We start from the raw sequence: 17130 nt of genomic DNA, 5'->3' as shown, positions 1-17130 counted from the left end.
GTGGATCGGTGGCTCGGTGGCTCGGTGGCTCGGTGGCTCGGTGGATCAGTCGGCCTTTAGGCCTTTAGGCCGGTAGGCCGGTAGGCCGGGGGAGTGCCGACGGAGTTACGCGTCGCGCAGTGCGTCGACCGGCTCGATCCGCGCCGCCTTGATGGCGGGATAGGATCCTGCCGCGAGCCCAACGATCGCTCCAACCGCCACGCCGAGCGGTGCTGCCCAAGGCGCGATGACCGGCGTCCACTGTTGCACGAGACACACCCCGATCAGCGCGAAGAGCCCCACAACCACACCCATGAGGCCGCCGAGCACGCCTGTGGCGACGGACTCGATCATGAACTGCCTCGCGATGTCGCGTGTGCGCGCACCAAGCGCGCGGCGGAGCCCAATTTCGCCCCTGCGTTCGCTCACCGACATGAGCGTCACACTGGCGATACCAATGCCGCCGCCGATGAGCGCGACGATGCCGATGGCGAGGAACAACACGTTCACGTCTGCTTCGACGCCCTCGCGAAGCGCGTTCGCGTTTGAAGGCGCAGCGACTTTGAACGCATCGGGGGAGTTCGGGTCCAAGGCGATGGGTGCCTGCCTCGCGACCACCTCGCCCGCGCCGATTGCGATGCGAATGTCTAGACTGGTCGCCGCTGTGAGGCCGAGCTCTCCGCGTGCGGTGCTCACCGGGACAATCACTGAGTCAAGGAGCGCGTTTCTCGTGCCAACCTTGTCGAGGATGCCGATCACGGTATATGCGCGGTCCTCGATAAAAATGGCGGGCTGGCCCGTGACGCGGTTCACTCCAAGGCGCTCTGCAGCTTCCTTGCCGAGCACTACGACCCGGTCGCGACGCTCGTCGTGTCCGGCGTCGAAGAAGCGGCCGACCTCTATCCGGCCGGCGACGGTTTCGAGTAGCTCCGGTGACGCTGCGACGACGGGCGGCGGCGCCTTCGGGGCGGCAGAAGGATCGTTGACCTGGACGGTGGTGACGTCCTTCACGCTTTCGACCTTCGCGTAGAGCGCGGCGTGCTCGACTCCGGCGAGTGTGCTCACCCGGTCGACCGCGTCCCAGGGGATACGTGTGGTCGAGCGTTCCTTTCCTCCGGCGGCTTTCGCGGTGCCGGGTTCGACGGTGACACGAGTCGCAGCGAGCGCATCGAATTGCTGCGCGATTTGCCCGCCGGCGGTCTGTGCAAAGCCGATCGTTGCGACGAGTGACGCGATACCGAGCACGGTGCCGGCGAGCGTAATGAGTAGTCGAGAGGGGCGCGCGCCGACGCCCTCGAGTGATTCCCGGAAGAGATCGCGCCACGATACTGCGGCGGGCGCGGGCTTCTTCGCGCGCTGCTCACGTCTCAGCTTGCGTGAGAAGAACGAGCGGATCTTGCCAGGCTGCGACTTCTTAGCCGACTCCGCTGCTGTTGGGTCGATGTTCGCGTCAGCGCCGGCTGCCTGCTCCTCGCGCCTTCGCTGCCGGCGTGAGGGGCGTTTCTGATCGGAAGTCATTCGATCACCGTGAGCTCTCCGTCGTTGATTCGCACCCGTCGTCCGGCCGCCTGTGCAACGGCCTCGTCGTGCGTAATCATGACGATCGTGAGGCCGTCCGCAGACAGCTCATCGAACAGCCGCATCACGGACTCGGAGTTGGCGCGGTCGAGGTTTCCCGTCGGCTCGTCCGCGAGGAGCAGTCGCGGCGAGGTGCACACTGCGCGGGCGATGGCGACGCGCTGTCGTTCGCCGCCGGAGAGCGTGTTTGGGGTGAAGTCGATACGGTGCGCGAGCCCCACTCTGTCGAGCGCGCGCCGAGCCAGCGGTTCGCGCTCGTCGCGGCTCAGTCCGGCGTAGGTGCCGGCAAGCATGACGTTCTCAAGTACCGTGCGCGTCGGCATGAGGTGGAAGGACTGGAACACAAAGCCGATTGCGCGGGCACGGAGCCCGGCGCGTTCATCTTCGCTGAGCCCTGCGACGTCGATGCCCTCGAAGAGGAAGGTGCCCGTGCTGGGACGATCGAGCAGCCCGAGGGTGTTGAGCATTGTCGACTTGCCTGAACCCGACGGGCCGATGATTGCCAGGTAGTCGCCGCGCCCAACGGTGAGGTCGATGCCACGGAGCGCGTTGACCGGGGGCGGGCCTGGGAAGAACCGCGTCACGCTTGTGAGCTCGGCGATGGGCCCTGGGTAGCTCGGGTCGCCAATGTCGGTTGGCTGCTGCGGAGCGGTTTCCGCTGGCGTGGCCCCCTGCTCAGCGCCGCTGTCGGGTTCGCCTGCGGCTTCGGTAGCCGCAGTGTCGGGCTCGGACTGTCCCTGGCGGAACAGCTCCTCGACGCTGCTCACCTGCCGACCACGACTTTCGCGCCAGGGGCGAGCCGCTCGTCGTCGCTGGTAATCTCGACGAAACCGTCTGCCGCGAGGCCCGCCTCGACGACGATGGTTTCGGTCTCGGCATTGTGGCCATCGCGCACATCGATGAGGAGCTCAACGCGGTCTTCGCCGCCTGACCCAGCCGACAGTGCCGCAATCGGCACTGCGATCACTTCGCCGTCGGTTGAGGCAACGGGGATCCGGAGACGCACGTTTGAGCCGCGTAGCTCGTCGATTTGCTCGTTTGTGAGGTCGACGGGCTCGAGTTCAACGGTGTAGCGCGCTGCGCCTGCGTCGCCGCTTCCGCCGCCGCTTCCTCCGCCTTCACCGTTTTCTGAACTGCCACTTCCGCTCTTTGGCGCGGTGACCGACGTCACCTTCGCGGTGAGGTCGGTGCCGTCTGGTGCCGAGAATTGGGCGATGAGCCCGTCGGAAAGGAGGTCAGCGTCTTGCTTGGAGACGGTTCCGGTGATCGACAGCGTCGCGCCGGACACGCTCATCGGGGATCCCGACAGGACGTCGCCCCGCTTCACGGACACCTCGTCCACGCGCCGCGGCAGGCCGGAGAGGAAGAGGGCTTCGCCTGCTGGCAGCGTTGGCAAAACCGCAGCTTGCGCTTCACCGAGTGCTTCTTGGGCGTCGCTTACCGCTTCCCACGCTGCCGTAGCCGCGGCTTGCTCGCTGGCGGTGTTCGGTGCTTTCGCTGCGCGCGCCTCGTCGAGGGTGGCCTGCGCCTGAGCTGCCGAGACGTTGGCGTCTCGCACAGCGCGCTCAGCGTTGCGCAGCATGTCCCGTGTCTCTTCGCCGCCGGTGGCTGCGGAGTACCCAAGCTGTTCGTAGAGCGCGCCAAGGCCGGTCGCGGTATCCCAGTCGAAGGTGTCGGTGTTCATGTCACCTGTCGCGTAGCCGAGCGCCGAGAGCGCTTGCTTGAGCTGGGTGACGTCTGGCCCGCGCATACCGATGCTGAGGCTGCGGTACGCGGGGAGCTCACCTGGCAACACGATCACGGGGCGACCAGCGACCTCGAGCGCGACATTTCCGGCCTTAAATACTGCGCCAACTGCTGGCACCTGTCCGGTGACGACTGCCTTGGCCTCGCCGCCCGCGGCGTCGATCGACACCGCCACGGAGTCTGCGTAGCCCACTTCACCGCGAAGCACGACGGTGTTTTCAAGCACCTTGTTCTCGACCGGTGCTGTGACCGGGCCTGGCTCTGGAGCCTCGGTACGTGCAGCGAGGGTAGCGGGGGACACGATGAACTGCATGACGACGATACCGAGCAGCAGCGAAGCCACGGCAACCGCGGCTATGAGTGCGACGAGTCGCCTCCCTGTCCACGGCAGACGGACCTTTTTCCCGGCTGCGGACTCGGAGTCCGTTGTGGCGCCGGTATCGTCTCCGGTTGCATCGAGCTCGGTCGTTAGAGTCGAGTCTTCGCCTGCCTCATCGAGGTGCGATTGCTCGGCTGCGCGGGCATCGCCTGCCCGACGACGCCATGAGAACGCCACTGGCTACTTGTCCTTGGACTTGGAGTCAGCGGAGACCTGGTACTTTGCGACCAACGCGTCGAGCTGGGGCTTGTACTTGTCGACGAACTCCTGCTCAGCGGCGAACATGATCTCCACCGACTTCTTCTCGTAGTCGGTCTTCTCCTTGCACGCGAAGTCGGCGGTAGCGACTTCGATCTCTTGCTTCTTCAGCGCGTCGAGTTCCTGCTTGGAAGGCTCCTTAGGCATCTCGTCTTCGCCAAGGTTTTCGTAGTCGTAGAGCGAGTTTTGCTCATTCATGACGAAGTCCTGAGCGTCCCAGGCGGTCGTGAAGTCTGGGTAGCCGGCGTCTGCCATGCATGTGGCCCACTCGCGGTCGAGTTTGGCCGTCTCCTCGTTGCCCTCGGTGTTCCACACCTCGTTGATCGCCTCGAACAGCTCACTGAATTCCGGGTCTTCGGAGGCGGCAGTGTAGTTGTCCTGGCCCTGTCTGGCTTCGGCGTTCGCCGCGCCCCAGCAGCCCTGCTCAGAGATATCGGGGGACCAGCTTTCGCCCTCTTCTTCCATGAGGGCCCACTCCTCTTCGGTTGGCTGAGGGCCGTGCAGGGTCTCGTAGAAGGCTTCTCGCTCCGACTCGCTCAGCGAGTCGAGATACTTACCGTTCGGGTCGACGTAGGTGTCAGTGTTTTCTTCCATCGATTCACGATCGGGGCTGTCAGAGAAACCGTAGCCATACTGCTCGGCGTACTCCTTGCTGCCCCACTGCGGCCCTTCCTGGTCCTCCTCTGTCATGAAGGTACCCAGGTTCTGCACGTCCGGCTCGTATTCGAAGCCTTCCTTCTGCATGCACTCGGCAATGAGTTCCTCAGCCTTGAGCTGCTGCTCCTGGAACATCTCTTCCGAGTATTCCTCGCCGTCCCAGAGCGCGGAGAGGTACTTGCTGAGCGGCCCTTCCTCCATATCGGGCGTTTGCGCACTCTTTGCTGAGCAACCAGCAAGGGTGAGCGTCATCGCCGCAGCGATCGCAGTGGCAGAGAGGAGCACCTTTGGAACTCTGCGGACCATGAAGAAACCTCATTCAAAGTGGGGCAATGCTGCCGGGAAGCCTGGTTCGATCTGAAAGTTAGCACACAAAGCATGCCTTCGAATCTCTTCTCGGGCGTTTACCAGCGTGTCGGAGCCGAGCTGTGATGAAGCGCGTTCGCTCGCCGCGACAAACGTTCACACGTTCAGGGTGTTCGGCGCCGCGGGGTCGGGATGAGTTACGTGGCGAGCAGCCGCGCGAGCTGCGCGCCGACGAGCTCGAACTCGATGAGGAACGAGTCGTGTCCGTACGGCGAATCGATCCGGGTTGCCTGTGTCCCGTCGAGGCTGCCAGGAGTGTGCTGCGCGATTTCATCCTGCCCCTCGATGGTGAAGAGCCGGTCGCTCGGGATCCCGAGTACGAGCGTTGGCAGTTCGATCGTTTGGAGCGCTGCCCGCACACCGCCGCGGCCCCGGCCAACATCGTGCGAGTTCATCGCCTGCACGAGCGTGACGTAACTGTTCGCGTCGAAGCGACGCGTGAACTTATTGCCGTGGAAGTCGAGGTACGACTCGACCGCGAAGCGCCCGCCACCGCCGAGCGGGCTCACCGCGGACTGCCAGGAGCGACCGAAGCGCTCGTCAAGCTCAGTGTTGCTGCGGTAGTTCAGCAGGGCGAGCCTGCGTGCCGTGGCGAGGCCGTGGTGCGGGCCGATGCCGTCGGGCGAATCGTAGTAGTCGCCACCGTGGTAGGCGGGATCCGAGCGGATCGCCTCGAGCTGCACGAGGTTCAAGCCGATCTGGTCAGCGGTCGTAACGGGTGGCGCTGCGATTACGGCGAGACGCGCGGTGCGCTCGGGGTTCATGATGCCCCACTCGAGCGCGTGCATCCCGCCCATCGATCCGCCGATGACTGCGGCGAAGCGATCCACACCGAGCGCATCTGCGAAGCGGGTAGCCGCAGCGACCTGGTCGCGAATGGTGAGGTAGGGGAAGCGCGCACCCCACTCGCTGTGGTCCGGTGCAAGCGACCCTGGGCCGGTTGACCCCTGGCAGCCGCCAAGCACGTTCGGGGCGATGATGCAGTACCTGTCGGTGTCGAGCGCGCGGCCCGGGCCGACGATCTCGCTCCACCAGCCGTCGGTCGGGTGCCCGGCGCCGGCCGCGCCAACGAGGTGGCTGTCTCCGGTGAGGGCATGGAATACGAGAATCGCATTGTCGCGCGCGGCGTTCAGTTCACCAAACATTTCATACGCGATGCGTACGTTGCTGAGTTCCTCACCAGCCTCCGTCGTGATCGCGCCGATCGAGAGGAACTCGCGGTTGCCGACGGGATCCCCATCTCGCCAGCCACCTGAGATCGGTGGCCGACCCATGAGCGCGCGGAGCTGCGCGTCGGTGATGAAGTCTGTCGGGAACGAGTCCTCAGGGGTTTGCCAATCCATAACTCCCTATTGTGGCCTGGTTCTCGGGCCGGTGTGCGATTGTTACGGCCCCCGTCGGGAAGTGTCGCGGTCGACGGCGCCCTGCTGCGAACGGGAAACGCCGCCGTCCCGGAAACCCGGGACGGCGGCGCATCACACCACGGAGGAGGACTAGGCTGCTGCGGCCGCGACCACTTCGCGCGCGGCGGCGAACCCAACCTCAAGGTCTGCCTTGATGTCTTCGATGTGCTCAAGCCCAACCGAGAGGCGCACGAGGCCTGGTGTCACGCCGCCGGTGAGCTGCTGCTCTGGGGTGAGCTGCGAGTGCGTTGTCGAGGCTGGGTGGATCACGAGCGAGCGCACATCGCCGATGTTGGCGACGTGGCTGAACAGCTCGAGGCTGTTCACAAACGCCTTACCGGCTTCGACGCCGCCCTTGAGCTCGAATGAGAGCACCGCGCCGACACCCTTTGGTGCGTAGGCGTTTGCTGCCGCGTAGCTCGGGTCGGTGGGAAGACCGGCGTAGTAGACCGATGCGACGTCGTTGTGTGAGTCAAGCCACTCTGCGACGCTCTGCGCGTTCTGCGTGTGGCGCTCCATGCGGAGCGACAGAGTCTCGACGCCCTGGAGCAGCTGCCACGCACTCTGCGGTGCGATCGACGAACCCAGGTCGCGCAGCAGCTGGACGCGTGCCTTGATGACATAGGCGATGCCGTCTCCGACCGCGCCCGTGTAGCTCACGCCGTTGTACGAGGGGTCGGGCTCGGTGAGCCCCGGGAACTTGTCGACGTGCTGTGACCATGGGAACGTGCCACCGTCGATGATCGCGCCACCCAGCGTCGTTCCGTGGCCGCCAAGGAACTTCGTGACCGAGTGGAGCACGATGTCAGCGCCGTGCTCGAGCGGGCGAATGAGGAACGGGCTCGCGACGGTGTTGTCAACGATGAGGGGGAGGTTGTTCTCGTGTGCGACGTCGGCGACGGCGCGGATGTCGAGGATCTTTGTGCGCGGGTTCGCGATCGACTCAGCGAAGAACAGCTTCGTGTTCGGGCGAACGGCGCGCTGCCAGGCTGCGGGATCGTCCTGGTCTTCAACGAAGGTGACCTCGATGCCGAGCTTCGCCAGCGAGTACTTGAAGAGGTTGTAGGTGCCGCCGTAAATTGCGGCAGAGGAAACGATGTGGTCGCCCGAGTTTGCGATGTTCAGCACAGCGAACGTCGACGCAGCCTGCCCGCTCGACAGGAGGAGGGCCGCGGTGCCGCCCTCAAGCGCGGCGAGGCGGTCTTCTGCGACCCCCTGCGTCGGGTTCGTGATGCGCGTGTAGATCGGTCCGAACTCTGCGAGCGCGAAGCGGTTTGCTGCCTGCTCGGTGTTCTCGAATACGAACGCGGTGGTCTGGTGGATGGGGAGCGCCCGTGCTCCGGTGGTCGGGTCTGGGACCTGGCCAGCGTGGATCTGCTTGGTTTCGAAACCCCATGCGGTTTTATCAGTCATCGTGTGCCCCCGTGAGTGTGGTGTGGTGTATGAGACGAGCGTATGGAACACGCACCGCCTCGCGCAATGGTATGCGAAACGAACCGTAATGTTGCGCGTTAGGCTCGAAGCAGTTGCGGCCCGATCGAGCCGCGGGCAGAGCCGACCGCGCACTGGCGCGAGAACAGGAGTTGTGATGACGCAGCGAGTAGTCGTAACGGGAGCAAGCTCGGGGATTGGTGCCGCGACGGTGCGCCGCTTTGCGGAGCTTGGGTGGGACACCGTCGCTGTCGCGAGGCGCGAGGACAAGCTGCGCGCGCTCGCCGCAGAAACCGGGGCGCACGTGATCGTGTGCGACGTCACCGACGAAGACGCCGTCGCACGGATGGCCGATGAGGTGCGCGCAACGGGCGGCGCGTCGGGGCTCGTGAACAACGCCGGCGGCGCGCTCGGTACCGAGTCGGTGGAGACCGCGCTCAACGACGAGTGGCGGCGCATGTTCGAGGTAAACGTCATCGGGCTGCGCAACGTGACGGCGGCACTGCTGCCCGTGCTGCGGGAGGCGACCCTCGCTGCGCCGGCCGCTGACGCGGGCGCAGCAGCCGACGGCGTCGACGCTGAGCACGGCTGGGCTTCGATCATGAACCTCACGTCGACAGCCGGCCTCGCCGCATACGCGGGCGGGGGCGGCTACAACGCGGCGAAGTACGCGGCGCACGCTGTCACCGAGGTGCTGCGGCTCGAGCTCGCCGGTGAGCCGATCCGCGTGATGGAGCTCGCCCCTGGTCTTGTCCACACTGAAGAGTTCACCCTCAACCGACTGCGTGGCGACGCTGCGGCCGCGGTGAAGCCCTACGAAAACGTCACGCCGCTCACCGCCGAAGACGTTGCGCGCGTGCTCGTCGGTGCCTTCGAGCAGGCGCCACACGTGAATCAGGATCTCATTGTGCTGAGACCTGTCGCCCAGTCGAGCGTGTTCAACACGCATCGCGGGCCCCTTGCCGCGCGGGGATAGTGTGACGGAGACAACGCTCGCTGGGCTCGTCGCAGGTGGGGCAATCGCCGCGGACTGGGGCGAGGCGCTCGCAGCAGCTGATGCGGCGAGCGGGGACACAGGCGCGCTCAACGACGCGCTCGCTGGCCTCGACGTGTTCCTCGCAGCCGAGCGGGCAGCTGGTGTCAGCGTGCTGCCCGATCCGGCGCTCGTGTTTCGCGCCTTTGAACGTCCCCTTGCCGACGTTCGTGTGCTCATCGTGGGGCAGGATCCGTACCCGACCCCGGGTCACGCCATTGGGCTCTCGTTCGCGACGAACGTCGCGGTGAGGCCGTTGCCGCGCAGCTTGAAGAATATTTTCACGGAGCTTGACGCAGACCTTGGGGTTCGGGATGCGGCAGAGGAGTGGTCGGACGCCGACTTTTGGGCCGCACCCGAGCGAACGGGTGACCTTTCTGCGTGGGCGGACGCTGGTGTGTTGCTGCTCAACCGGGTGCTCACCGTTCGGGCTGGCGCGGCTGGATCGCACCGCGGCCGTGGTTGGGAGACGCTCACGGAGCTCGCAATTCGTGCTCTCGTGAACAGGGGCGGCCCGCTTGTCGCGATCCTCTGGGGCAACGACGCCCGGGCGCTTGCGCCCATGCTCGGCGACACCCCGCGGATCGAGAGCGCGCATCCGTCACCGTTGTCCGCGTCGCGCGGTTTCTTCGGGTCGCGCCCGTTTAGCCGTGCGAACGAGGCGCTCTCCGCGCAGGGTGCGGAACCGGTTGCCTGGCGGCTCTGACCCGGCTCACAACTACACTTGGCGCATGGACCGGTTTGACCACAGAGCCCAGTTTGAGCGCAGCGATGAGCTGCCGCCGCTGCCCGAGCCGCGGCAGCCGCCCGTGTTCGGCAGGGCAGCGCTCACTGTGGCGCTGGTCGCCGTTGCGCTCTACATGCTTGCTGGGGCGCAGGGCTTTCCTGCCCCGCCAGCATCGCTCGTGGCGCGTCAGGTCGTAGCGATCGCTGGCCCGCTGTTGGGCATCGCGCTCGCGGTGACATCGCTCGTCCGCAGGGAGCGCAAGGGGCCGGCCGTCGCGACGCTGTGCATCGTGGTCGTGGCACCGCTGCTCTTCATCGGGATCGTGCTGCTCGCATGGTGGGGCTACGGGCAGGGCCTCGGCTCCTAGCGCGACACCTCCGAGGGGAGCTCTTGCGAGCTGCTCGCGAGCAAAACCCTAGCCCCGACCGAGCCGCTCGGAGAGGCCCGCAGCGGCCTCAAGCACGCAGAGCGCGGCGAGCCGCACGGTGCGCGCGTCTGGGGTGTCAGCGCTCGCGTCGACCTCGGCGATGTCGATGCCGCGCACCCTGGCGTCTGCCGCGAACATCCGCGCGAACGCCCGCAGTTCGTGAGCCTGGATGCCGCCTGGGATCGATGCCGGGCAGCCGGGCGCGACCGAGCGGTCGCAGACGTCGACGTCGAGGTCGACGTGGATCGGCCCGCCGCCAGCTCCCGCGATCTCGAGCGCCTCGGCGACGATCTCGGCGAGCGGCCTGGTGAACAGTTCGTCGCGGTGGATCACCGTGATGCCCCACTCCTTCGCCCGCTCGCGGTAGGCGCGCGAGTTGGCGAAGTCGGCGATGCCGATCTGTACGATGCGGCGCGGATCGAGGCCTGCCTCGACGAGCCTGCGCACAGGCGAGCCGTTCGAGCGGCCGTCGCGGAGGTCGTGGTGGGCGTCAAGCGTGATGAGCCCCGCGGTAGCAAGCTTGTCGCCCGCGACTCCGAGGGCTGCGGGCACAGTCAGCGCATTGTCGCCGCCGAGCGCGACGATCAGCTCGGAACGAGCCGCGAGTTCCCGCACCGCTGCGGCTGCCGCAACCTCGCCGTCTTCGGTGTCAGGGTCAGCGACGTCCCCCGCGTCGCGAATCGTGAGCGCCTCCCCAAGCACTGTCTCGAGTTCGGTGCCGCGACCCCCCGGAGTTCCTGCGGCGACGGTGTGGTCTGAATAGCGCCTGAGCGCCTCGCGCACCGCGGCGGGCGTGAGGTGCGCGTTCGTCGGCGAAAGTGACGTGCGCGACGTCGGAATGCCGATGATGACGAGATCGATGTGCGCATCTGGTGCGGCGGCGTTTGGTGCGGCGGAACCTGATGCGTCTGAACCGGGTGCGGGCCACGACCCGGCCCGTGGCCAATTTGGATCGTGGGGGAGGGGGCGAGCGGCGTTGCTGGTGGGGGCGGTCATAGTTGCACGCTAGCAATGGATTCGCGGTTCGCGGTGACCTGATCCGGCGTGGTCGTCCGGGATCCCGGACGGCCACTCGTGCTCTGACGCACACGAAGAGCCCGGAATGCGGTGTGATCGAATCATGACCTCGACCACACCCGTTTCCACCCAGCCAGTCACCCTCGGGGACGCCCCACTCAGCCGCGCCGACGTCGTCGCGGTGGCCCGTCACGACGCCCAGATCACGATCTCCGCGGCGGCGCTTGCACGCGTCGCCGAGAGCCGCGCCGTCATCGAGAAGCTCGCCGACGATACCCGCCCGCACTACGGCGTCTCGACCGGCTTCGGCGCGCTTGCAAAGGTGCAGATTCCCGTCGAGAAGCGGCAGCAGTTGCAGCGCAGCCTGATTCGCTCGCACGCGGCTGGCACCGGCCCCGAGGTCGAGCGCGAGGTCGTGCGCGCCCTCATGCTGCTGCGCCTGCAGACCCTCACGACGGGCCGCACGGGCGTGCGCCCGATCGTCGCAGAGACCTACGCCGCGATCATCAACGCCGGCATCACCCCGGTCGTGCACGAGTACGGCTCGCTCGGCTGCTCGGGCGACCTCAGCCCGCTCGCGCACTGCGCGCTCACGCTCATGGGCGAGGGCAACGTGCGGGTGAGCGGCGCGGCGGATGCAGATCCGCACGCCCCGACGATCCCCGCCGCCGAGGCGCTCGCCGCCGCCGGCATCGAGCCGCTCGTGCTCGCAGAGAAGGAGGGCCTCGCCCTCATCAACGGCACCGACGGCATGCTCGGCATGCTCTGCCTCGCGCTCCACGACCTCGACGGGCTGTTCGCGACCGCCGACATCGCAGCGGCCGCGAGCATCGAGGCGCTCACCGGCACCGACGCCGTCTTCCAGCCCGAGCTCCACGTGCTCCGCCCGCACGCAGGTCAAGCGTCGTCGGCCGCGAACATGGCAGCGGTGCTCGCCGACTCGCAGCTTGTGCAGCGCCCTCGGGAGGGCGAGTTCAGCCGTGTGCAAGACGCATACTCGCTGCGCTGCGCACCCCAGGTGCACGGTGCAGCCCGCGACACCGCCGCCCACGCCGGTCGCGTCGCTGCCGTCGAGCTCGCCTCAGCGGTCGACAACCCGGTCGTGCTGCCCGATGGCCGCGTTGAATCGAACGGCAACTTCCACGGTGCCCCGGTCGCCTACGTGCTTGACTTCCTCGCGATCGCCGTCGCAGACCTCGCTTCGATCTCCGAGCGCCGCACCGACCGGTTCCTCGATGTCGCCCGCAACCACGGCCTCCCGCCGTTCCTCGCGGCAGACGCTGGCCTCGACTCGGGCCTGATGATCGCGCAGTACACCGCGGCGGGCATCGTCTCCGAACTCAAGCGCCTCGCGGTGCCGGCGTCGGTCGACTCGATCCCGTCATCGGCAATGCAGGAGGATCACGTCTCGATGGGGTGGGCCGCAGCCCGCAAGCTCCGCCGCGCGATCGACGGCCTCGCCCGCGTACTCTCGATCGAGCTCCTCACCTCGACGCGTGCGCTCGACTTCCGTGCAGCCGATGGCGCTGCTGCTCCGGGCGGCGCTACGAGCGCGATCCACGCCCTGTTCCGCACCGAGATCCCGGCGCCCGACACCGACTCGTTCCTGTCGCCGACGATCGACGCGGCCCACGGTTTCGTCGCGAGCGGCGCGGTCGTAAGCGCAGCCGAGGGCGCGCTCGGCACGCAGCTGGCGTAGTGCTGCACGCGGTCGGCGTAGCGCGCTGCGAGCGCTGGGCGGGCGCGATAGGCTCCAACGCATGAACGCGCCGAAGGTTCCCGCAGCAGATCAGACGCTGCGCATCCTCAGCCTCCTCGCGCGCTCCCGTGGCCCGGTGCCCGCCGGCATGATCGCGACGCAGCTCGAGCTGCCGCGTTCGACGGTGTACCAGCTGCTCGCGACGCTGCAGGAGCACGGCTACGTCATGCACCTGCCCGAGGAACGGCGCTACGGGCTCGGGATCGCCGCGGTCGAGCTGAGCTCCGCCTACGAGCGCCAGGAGCCGCTCGCCCGCCTCGGGCGCCCGCTGCTCGCGGCGCTGGTCGATCGGGTGCGGGCGAGCGGCCACCTCGCGGTCCCGAGCGGCAGCGACGTGCTCTACGTGATTGAGGAGCGCGCCCTCGGCGCGCCACCGCTCGTCACCGACGTCGACGTTCGGTTGCCGATGCACCTCACCGCGAGCGGGCGGGCGGTGCTTGCGGCGCTGCCGCGCGCCCAGGTGCGCGCCCTGTACCCGAACGCGCAGGCGTTCTCGCACCGGCTCGCAACGCCTGACGGGATCAACCGGTACTCGCAGCTGCGCACCGTGCTCGACGACGCGGTGACCCGCGGCTTCGCGACCGAACGCGGATCGGTGACCGAGGGCTTCTCCTCCGTCGCCGTGCCCGTGCTCGATCACCGGGAGTGGCCGGTCGCGGCGGTCGCGATCACATTCCGCGACGAGGACGTCTCAGAAGATCGCTACGCCGAGGTTGCCGCGGAAGTGCGTGCGACGGCCGATGCGCTGTCGGCGCGCATTCACGGGCGCGGTCGGGTGGTTCAGTAGCGGCTCTCGTCGCGCCCCCAGTCGTGGGGGCGCAGGCTTCCGAGAACATGCACCCGCCACCACGAGAACCCGCCGAACATGATCGCTAGGTACACGCCGCTCCAGCAGGCGGCGGCGGTGAGCCCGATAGGTATCTGTGCTGAGGACACAAAGAACCCGAGTGGGTACGCGCCGAGCAGCCCAGCGCTGAGCCCCGAGAGGGTCGCCACCATGAGCGTCTTCTCTAGCAGGTTCTTCTTCCTGGCAGAGTGCAGAACAGCATTCACAACGATCGCGAGCGCTACCCCAATTGCCGCACACGGGAGGATCGCAAAGGTGAAGTACATCCGCCACCCGGAGCCGGAGTGCTCGGGCCGAGTTGACTCGTGGATGACAAGCCGCACCACCCCCGGAGCACTCGCAACAAGCGCCCCGTAGGCAAGCGTCAACCACGCCAAGCTTTGGGCGCGTGCGGGGCTGTTATTTCTTGCCGTACTCACCGATTACCTTCTTGAAATTCTCCGCCTGCTCGCTCCAGGTGTGGCCGGGGGCAGGAATGAACCAGGCGACCCAATCTTCAGACGGTTCGATGGTCGTCTCCACTATATTCTCGACGTTGCTAGCATCAGCGACTTCTCTCAAATAGAACTCGCCATCTTCTTCGACAACCGAAAAACCAGTGATTGATCCCGGCCCATCGACGTATGTGTCCCCTACAACCGTGGTTCTGAAAATACGTGATCTCATCGACGCCATGTCCTCACTTCCGCTGATTGAGCCGTATCGCTGATCTCTGCAACGTGCTTGAGGAGCTGCTGCGGGAGTTTACGTGGGATATTGATCAGGGTGTGCAGAGCTTCGAGCTTGCCCTGTTTGGCTGGGCCGGGGCCGAGGAAGACAATGCGCAGCGTGCGAGAGAGCTAGCCGCGCAGATCGATGGCGGGGCTCCACACGATGGGCGTGCTTCAGAAGAGTTACTCGACACCCCCGTATGATGAACAAGGAGTCCGTGTTTACGAATTTGCGGGAACTGATGCGTGGTTCGTCGCCGACCTCTCCTGGCTCAGAATGACGAGCAAAGTGGTAAAGATTGAGGGTCCCATTTCAATTCTTGGAGGGCGTGCATGACGAAACACCAAAGGAAGCAGTGGTGGGCGTGGGCCGCCGCCGCCATCGTGGTGGCGTCAGGGGTCCTGGCCCTCTGGATGACTCCGCCAAAGGTCGAGCTCAACGGTGGGCAGAACCCTTCCGTGACCTGCGCCTCACTTGTTAGAACGACTTCACCCGTGAGTCTGTGGCCGTATATTAACGAAGTGCAGGGTTGGGTCGAAGACGGGCACCTCGCCGACGAGACTGACTATGTGTTGGAAACGATCGGCATGATCGAGCGGTGCGGGGTCGCCCGGCAAAACCGCGAGGTAGCGCTCATGCTTGCGGCGATCGGCGGAGCAACTCTGCTCATCGTCACGCGGCCGCGGAGTGGTGATGGACGCACTGCTGCAGATGACACATCCGCTGCTAGATCGGAGTAATTACCATCGTCAAGCGTCAAGACCTCGGATTTGCTTTCCCGGGAGTCGGAGAGACCCCGCTGCGCGGTGGGAAGAGCCCGGCGCACATTTTTCTCGCGTCAGGGTTACTTATAGCGGCTATGCTCTTGGCGTTTTTGCTCTGCTTCCAATCGAACGACCCGAACTATCGGCTGCAATTCGTGGCCCTTGGGTTGACTCTCGGGTGCATGGGCGTGGCTCTCATATTTTGGGAACTCTCGATATCCGTCGGAGTCGTTCGGTTTGAGCCCCACTCGCCGTCGCTCCGTTTCGCCTAAGCCCCGGGCCTTGACCTGATGTACCTGCTTGTCGCCGTGCTCACCATGCTCCCTTCGATCTTCGCGCTGCTTGCACTGCTTCGCGGTGAACCCGCGGCCGACATCGGGTTCGGTCGAAGAACCGTGTACGCCCCCGGGGTGCTCGGCTTGGTGCTCCTCGCCCAACAGGTGCGGGCTCTGCGTGTGCCGCGGGGTCTCGAGCTCACGCCCGAGGGGGTGCGTGGTGTTCGCGGGGTGGTGGCGCATCGTGCTCAACTGGGGTGTGCTTGCTGAGGCCTCTGCGATGAGCACGCGTTCCGGCTCGAAGCTCTGTCTCCAGGTCAAAAGCGGCGAGGTGAATATCGTGCCGCGGCGCCTCTTCGGATCTGACCCGGATGCGGTGGCGGCGATCATTAACTATTACCTGCGGCACCAGGCAGACCGCGGGCACCTCACTACCCCGAGGCCGCGCTGCAACTCGTGGCACAGAAATCATAGCTCTGCACTCAAAGCTCTGCGCCGCGAGTCACGATGACCTGGGTCGCTGCGACACCCCGTGTGAAACTTTCGGCTCTAGGCGACGCGCGTGCCCGCCTTCCACACCGCTTCGGTGAGGCGCATGCCTGGGCGGTATGCGAGGTGCGTGACTGAGGGGGCGTTCAAGAGCTGCAGGTCGGCGAGTGCGCCGGGTGAGACGACTCCGACCCTGGCCTGCAGGGATCCGCGCGGGTCGATCCAGCCGTCTTCGTGCATGCCGAGTGCGATGGCGCCGCCGAGTGTCGCAGCGCGCACCGCCTCCTGCACGGTGAGGCCCATCTGCAGCACCGCTGTCGCGACGCAGAAGCCCATTGAGCTCGTGTACGAGGTGCCAGGGTTGCAGTTCGAGGCGATCGCCACGACTGCTCCCGCATCGATGAGCTTCCTGGCTGGGGCGAGCGGCATGCGGGTCGATAGATCGCAGGCGGGCAACACCGTAGCGACGGTGCCTCGTGCGTCTTCGCCCCAGGATCCCGCGAGGGCCGCGATGTCGTCGTCGGTGAGGAAGCCGAGGTGATCCACGCTCAGCGAACCGTGCTCGACCGCGAGCTGCGTGCCAGGGCCGTGCCCGAGCTGATTGCCGTGCACGCGGGTGGCGAGGCCCTTCGCGGTGGCGGTCTCGAGGATCCTGCGGGTCTGCGCTTCGTCGAACGCGCCCGACTCGCAGAACACGTCGACGGCGCTCACGAGCGGGGCGACCGCATCGAGCATCTCACCGGTGACGAGGTCGAGGTATGCGGCTGCGTCCACCCCCGCCGGCACGACATGCGCGCCGAGGAATGTAACGGCGTCGGCCTGGGTCGCGGCGACGCGCGCCGAGCGCACCTCGTCTGCAACAGTGAGCCCGTAGCCGGTCTTCGTCTCCATCGTGGTGGTGCCGTCGCGCCGCGCCTCGCCGACGAGCCGGGCGAGATTCGCCTCAAGCTCCGCGTCTGAGGCCGCCCGGGTCGCGTTCACGGTGACGTTGATGCCGCCAGCCGCATACGCCTCGCCGGCCATGCGCGCCTCGAACTCGGCGGTGCGGTCACCCGCGAACACCATGTGGGTGTGCGAGTCGACCCAGCCGGGCAACAGGGCGCGCCCCTCCGCATCGATCCGCTCATCGGCGGTGGGGGCCTGGGCGGCAGAGCCAACCCAGGCGATCCGCTCGCCCTCGATGAGTACCGCCGCGTCTGACAACCGACCGCCGAGACCCGAACCGAGGGTCTCATCGTTCGTCGTGAGTTCGCCGATGTTGTCGATGAGGAGAGTGCGCACCAT

At 66.5% G+C, this 17130-nt stretch carries 18 protein-coding genes; 7 read left to right on the top strand and 11 right to left on the bottom strand.

Annotated elements, in window-relative coordinates; all coding sequences use genetic code 11:
- Positions 1 to 105: 105 nt before the first annotated feature.
- The 6 genes from SD72_RS05270 to SD72_RS05245 all read right to left on the bottom strand — a co-directional run bounded on the left by SD72_RS05270 (position 106) and on the right by SD72_RS05245 (position 7779).
- A complete protein-coding gene (locus SD72_RS05270; RefSeq protein WP_084766791.1) occupies positions 106 to 1497 on the bottom strand; it encodes an ABC transporter permease in 1392 nt (463 codons plus the stop codon).
- Positions 1494 to 2186 (bottom strand): ABC transporter ATP-binding protein, encoded by a 693-nt coding sequence (locus tag SD72_RS05265; protein ID WP_042543411.1) that lies wholly within the window; start codon positions 2184 to 2186, stop codon positions 1494 to 1496. Before SD72_RS05265 ends, SD72_RS05270 begins: the two co-directional genes overlap by 4 nt.
- Before the next feature lie 134 nt (positions 2187 to 2320).
- Positions 2321 to 3859 carry a peptidoglycan-binding domain-containing protein gene (locus SD72_RS05260; RefSeq protein WP_232299651.1) on the bottom strand — a complete coding sequence of 513 codons (1539 nt, stop codon included), beginning with the start codon at positions 3857 to 3859 and terminating at the stop codon, positions 2321 to 2323.
- Between the two features lie 3 nt (positions 3860 to 3862).
- A complete protein-coding gene (locus tag SD72_RS05255; protein WP_042543373.1) occupies positions 3863 to 4903 on the bottom strand; it encodes a hypothetical protein in 1041 nt (346 codons plus the stop codon).
- Between the two features lie 197 nt (positions 4904 to 5100).
- The gene (gene metX, locus SD72_RS05250) at positions 5101 to 6306 is read right to left on the bottom strand and encodes a homoserine O-acetyltransferase MetX (RefSeq protein ID WP_042543372.1); all 1206 of its coding nucleotides are present in this window, start codon (positions 6304 to 6306) and stop codon (positions 5101 to 5103) included.
- Positions 6307 to 6456: 150 nt separating this feature from the next.
- Entirely contained in the window at positions 6457 to 7779 is a 1323-nt protein-coding gene (locus SD72_RS05245) for a bifunctional o-acetylhomoserine/o-acetylserine sulfhydrylase (RefSeq protein WP_042543371.1), read from the bottom strand.
- Between the two features lie 175 nt (positions 7780 to 7954).
- Between SD72_RS05245 and SD72_RS05240 the strand changes: the two genes are divergently transcribed.
- Genes SD72_RS05240 through SD72_RS05230 form a run of 3 tightly spaced genes read left to right on the top strand, consistent with a single transcriptional unit; the run spans position 7955 to position 9924 of the window.
- Complete coding sequence (locus SD72_RS05240) at positions 7955 to 8773, top strand: SDR family oxidoreductase (protein WP_042543370.1); 819 nt, start codon at positions 7955 to 7957, stop codon at positions 8771 to 8773.
- Position 8774: 1 nt separating this feature from the next.
- On the top strand, positions 8775 to 9536 hold the full coding sequence (locus tag SD72_RS05235; protein ID WP_042543369.1) for a uracil-DNA glycosylase: 762 nt from the start codon (positions 8775 to 8777) through the stop codon (positions 9534 to 9536).
- A 25-nt stretch (positions 9537 to 9561) separates the two neighbouring features.
- Positions 9562 to 9924 (top strand): hypothetical protein, encoded by a 363-nt coding sequence (locus tag SD72_RS05230; RefSeq protein ID WP_042543368.1) that lies wholly within the window; start codon positions 9562 to 9564, stop codon positions 9922 to 9924.
- Between the two features lie 48 nt (positions 9925 to 9972).
- On the opposite strand, the gene SD72_RS05225 is transcribed toward SD72_RS05230, so the two are convergent.
- Entirely contained in the window at positions 9973 to 10980 is a 1008-nt protein-coding gene (locus tag SD72_RS05225; RefSeq protein WP_084766790.1) for an arginase family protein, read from the bottom strand.
- A 124-nt stretch (positions 10981 to 11104) separates the two neighbouring features.
- On the opposite strand from SD72_RS05225, the gene hutH reads away from it, so the two are divergent.
- Together hutH and SD72_RS05215 are read left to right on the top strand one after the other, a co-directional pair.
- A complete protein-coding gene (gene hutH / locus SD72_RS05220; protein ID WP_042543367.1) occupies positions 11105 to 12700 on the top strand; it encodes a histidine ammonia-lyase in 1596 nt (531 codons plus the stop codon).
- A 61-nt stretch (positions 12701 to 12761) separates the two neighbouring features.
- The gene (locus tag SD72_RS05215) at positions 12762 to 13547 is read left to right on the top strand and encodes an IclR family transcriptional regulator (protein WP_042543366.1); all 786 of its coding nucleotides are present in this window, start codon (positions 12762 to 12764) and stop codon (positions 13545 to 13547) included.
- Here the strand turns inward: SD72_RS05215 and SD72_RS05210 are convergent.
- Together SD72_RS05210 and SD72_RS05205 are read right to left on the bottom strand one after the other, a co-directional pair.
- Positions 13541 to 14026 (bottom strand): hypothetical protein, encoded by a 486-nt coding sequence (locus SD72_RS05210; RefSeq protein WP_157000466.1) that lies wholly within the window; start codon positions 14024 to 14026, stop codon positions 13541 to 13543. The genes SD72_RS05215 and SD72_RS05210 overlap by 7 nt on opposite strands.
- Complete coding sequence (locus tag SD72_RS05205; protein ID WP_157000465.1) at positions 14007 to 14273, bottom strand: hypothetical protein; 267 nt, start codon at positions 14271 to 14273, stop codon at positions 14007 to 14009. The genes SD72_RS05210 and SD72_RS05205 overlap by 20 nt, the downstream gene beginning before the upstream one ends.
- 26 nt (positions 14274 to 14299) lie before the next feature.
- On the opposite strand from SD72_RS05205, the gene SD72_RS05200 reads away from it, so the two are divergent.
- Entirely contained in the window at positions 14300 to 14521 is a 222-nt protein-coding gene (locus tag SD72_RS05200) for a hypothetical protein (RefSeq protein ID WP_157000464.1), read from the top strand.
- A gap of 129 nt (positions 14522 to 14650) precedes the next feature.
- Entirely contained in the window at positions 14651 to 15058 is a 408-nt protein-coding gene (locus tag SD72_RS05195; RefSeq protein WP_042543362.1) for a hypothetical protein, read from the top strand.
- Positions 15059 to 15162: 104 nt separating this feature from the next.
- On the opposite strand, the gene SD72_RS17675 is transcribed toward SD72_RS05195, so the two are convergent.
- Both SD72_RS17675 and hutI read right to left on the bottom strand, forming a co-directional pair.
- A complete protein-coding gene (locus SD72_RS17675) occupies positions 15163 to 15747 on the bottom strand; it encodes a hypothetical protein (protein WP_157000463.1) in 585 nt (194 codons plus the stop codon).
- A gap of 159 nt (positions 15748 to 15906) precedes the next feature.
- A complete protein-coding gene (gene hutI, locus SD72_RS05185; protein ID WP_042543360.1) occupies positions 15907 to 17130 on the bottom strand; it encodes an imidazolonepropionase in 1224 nt (407 codons plus the stop codon).

The sequence above is a fragment of the Leucobacter komagatae genome (genome assembly GCF_000834055.1).
In the GTDB taxonomy this organism is placed as follows: Bacteria; Actinomycetota; Actinomycetes; order Actinomycetales; family Microbacteriaceae; genus Leucobacter; species Leucobacter komagatae_A.
Note: the sequence above shows the minus strand (reverse complement) of the source record. Positions and strands in the feature narration are given on the sequence as shown.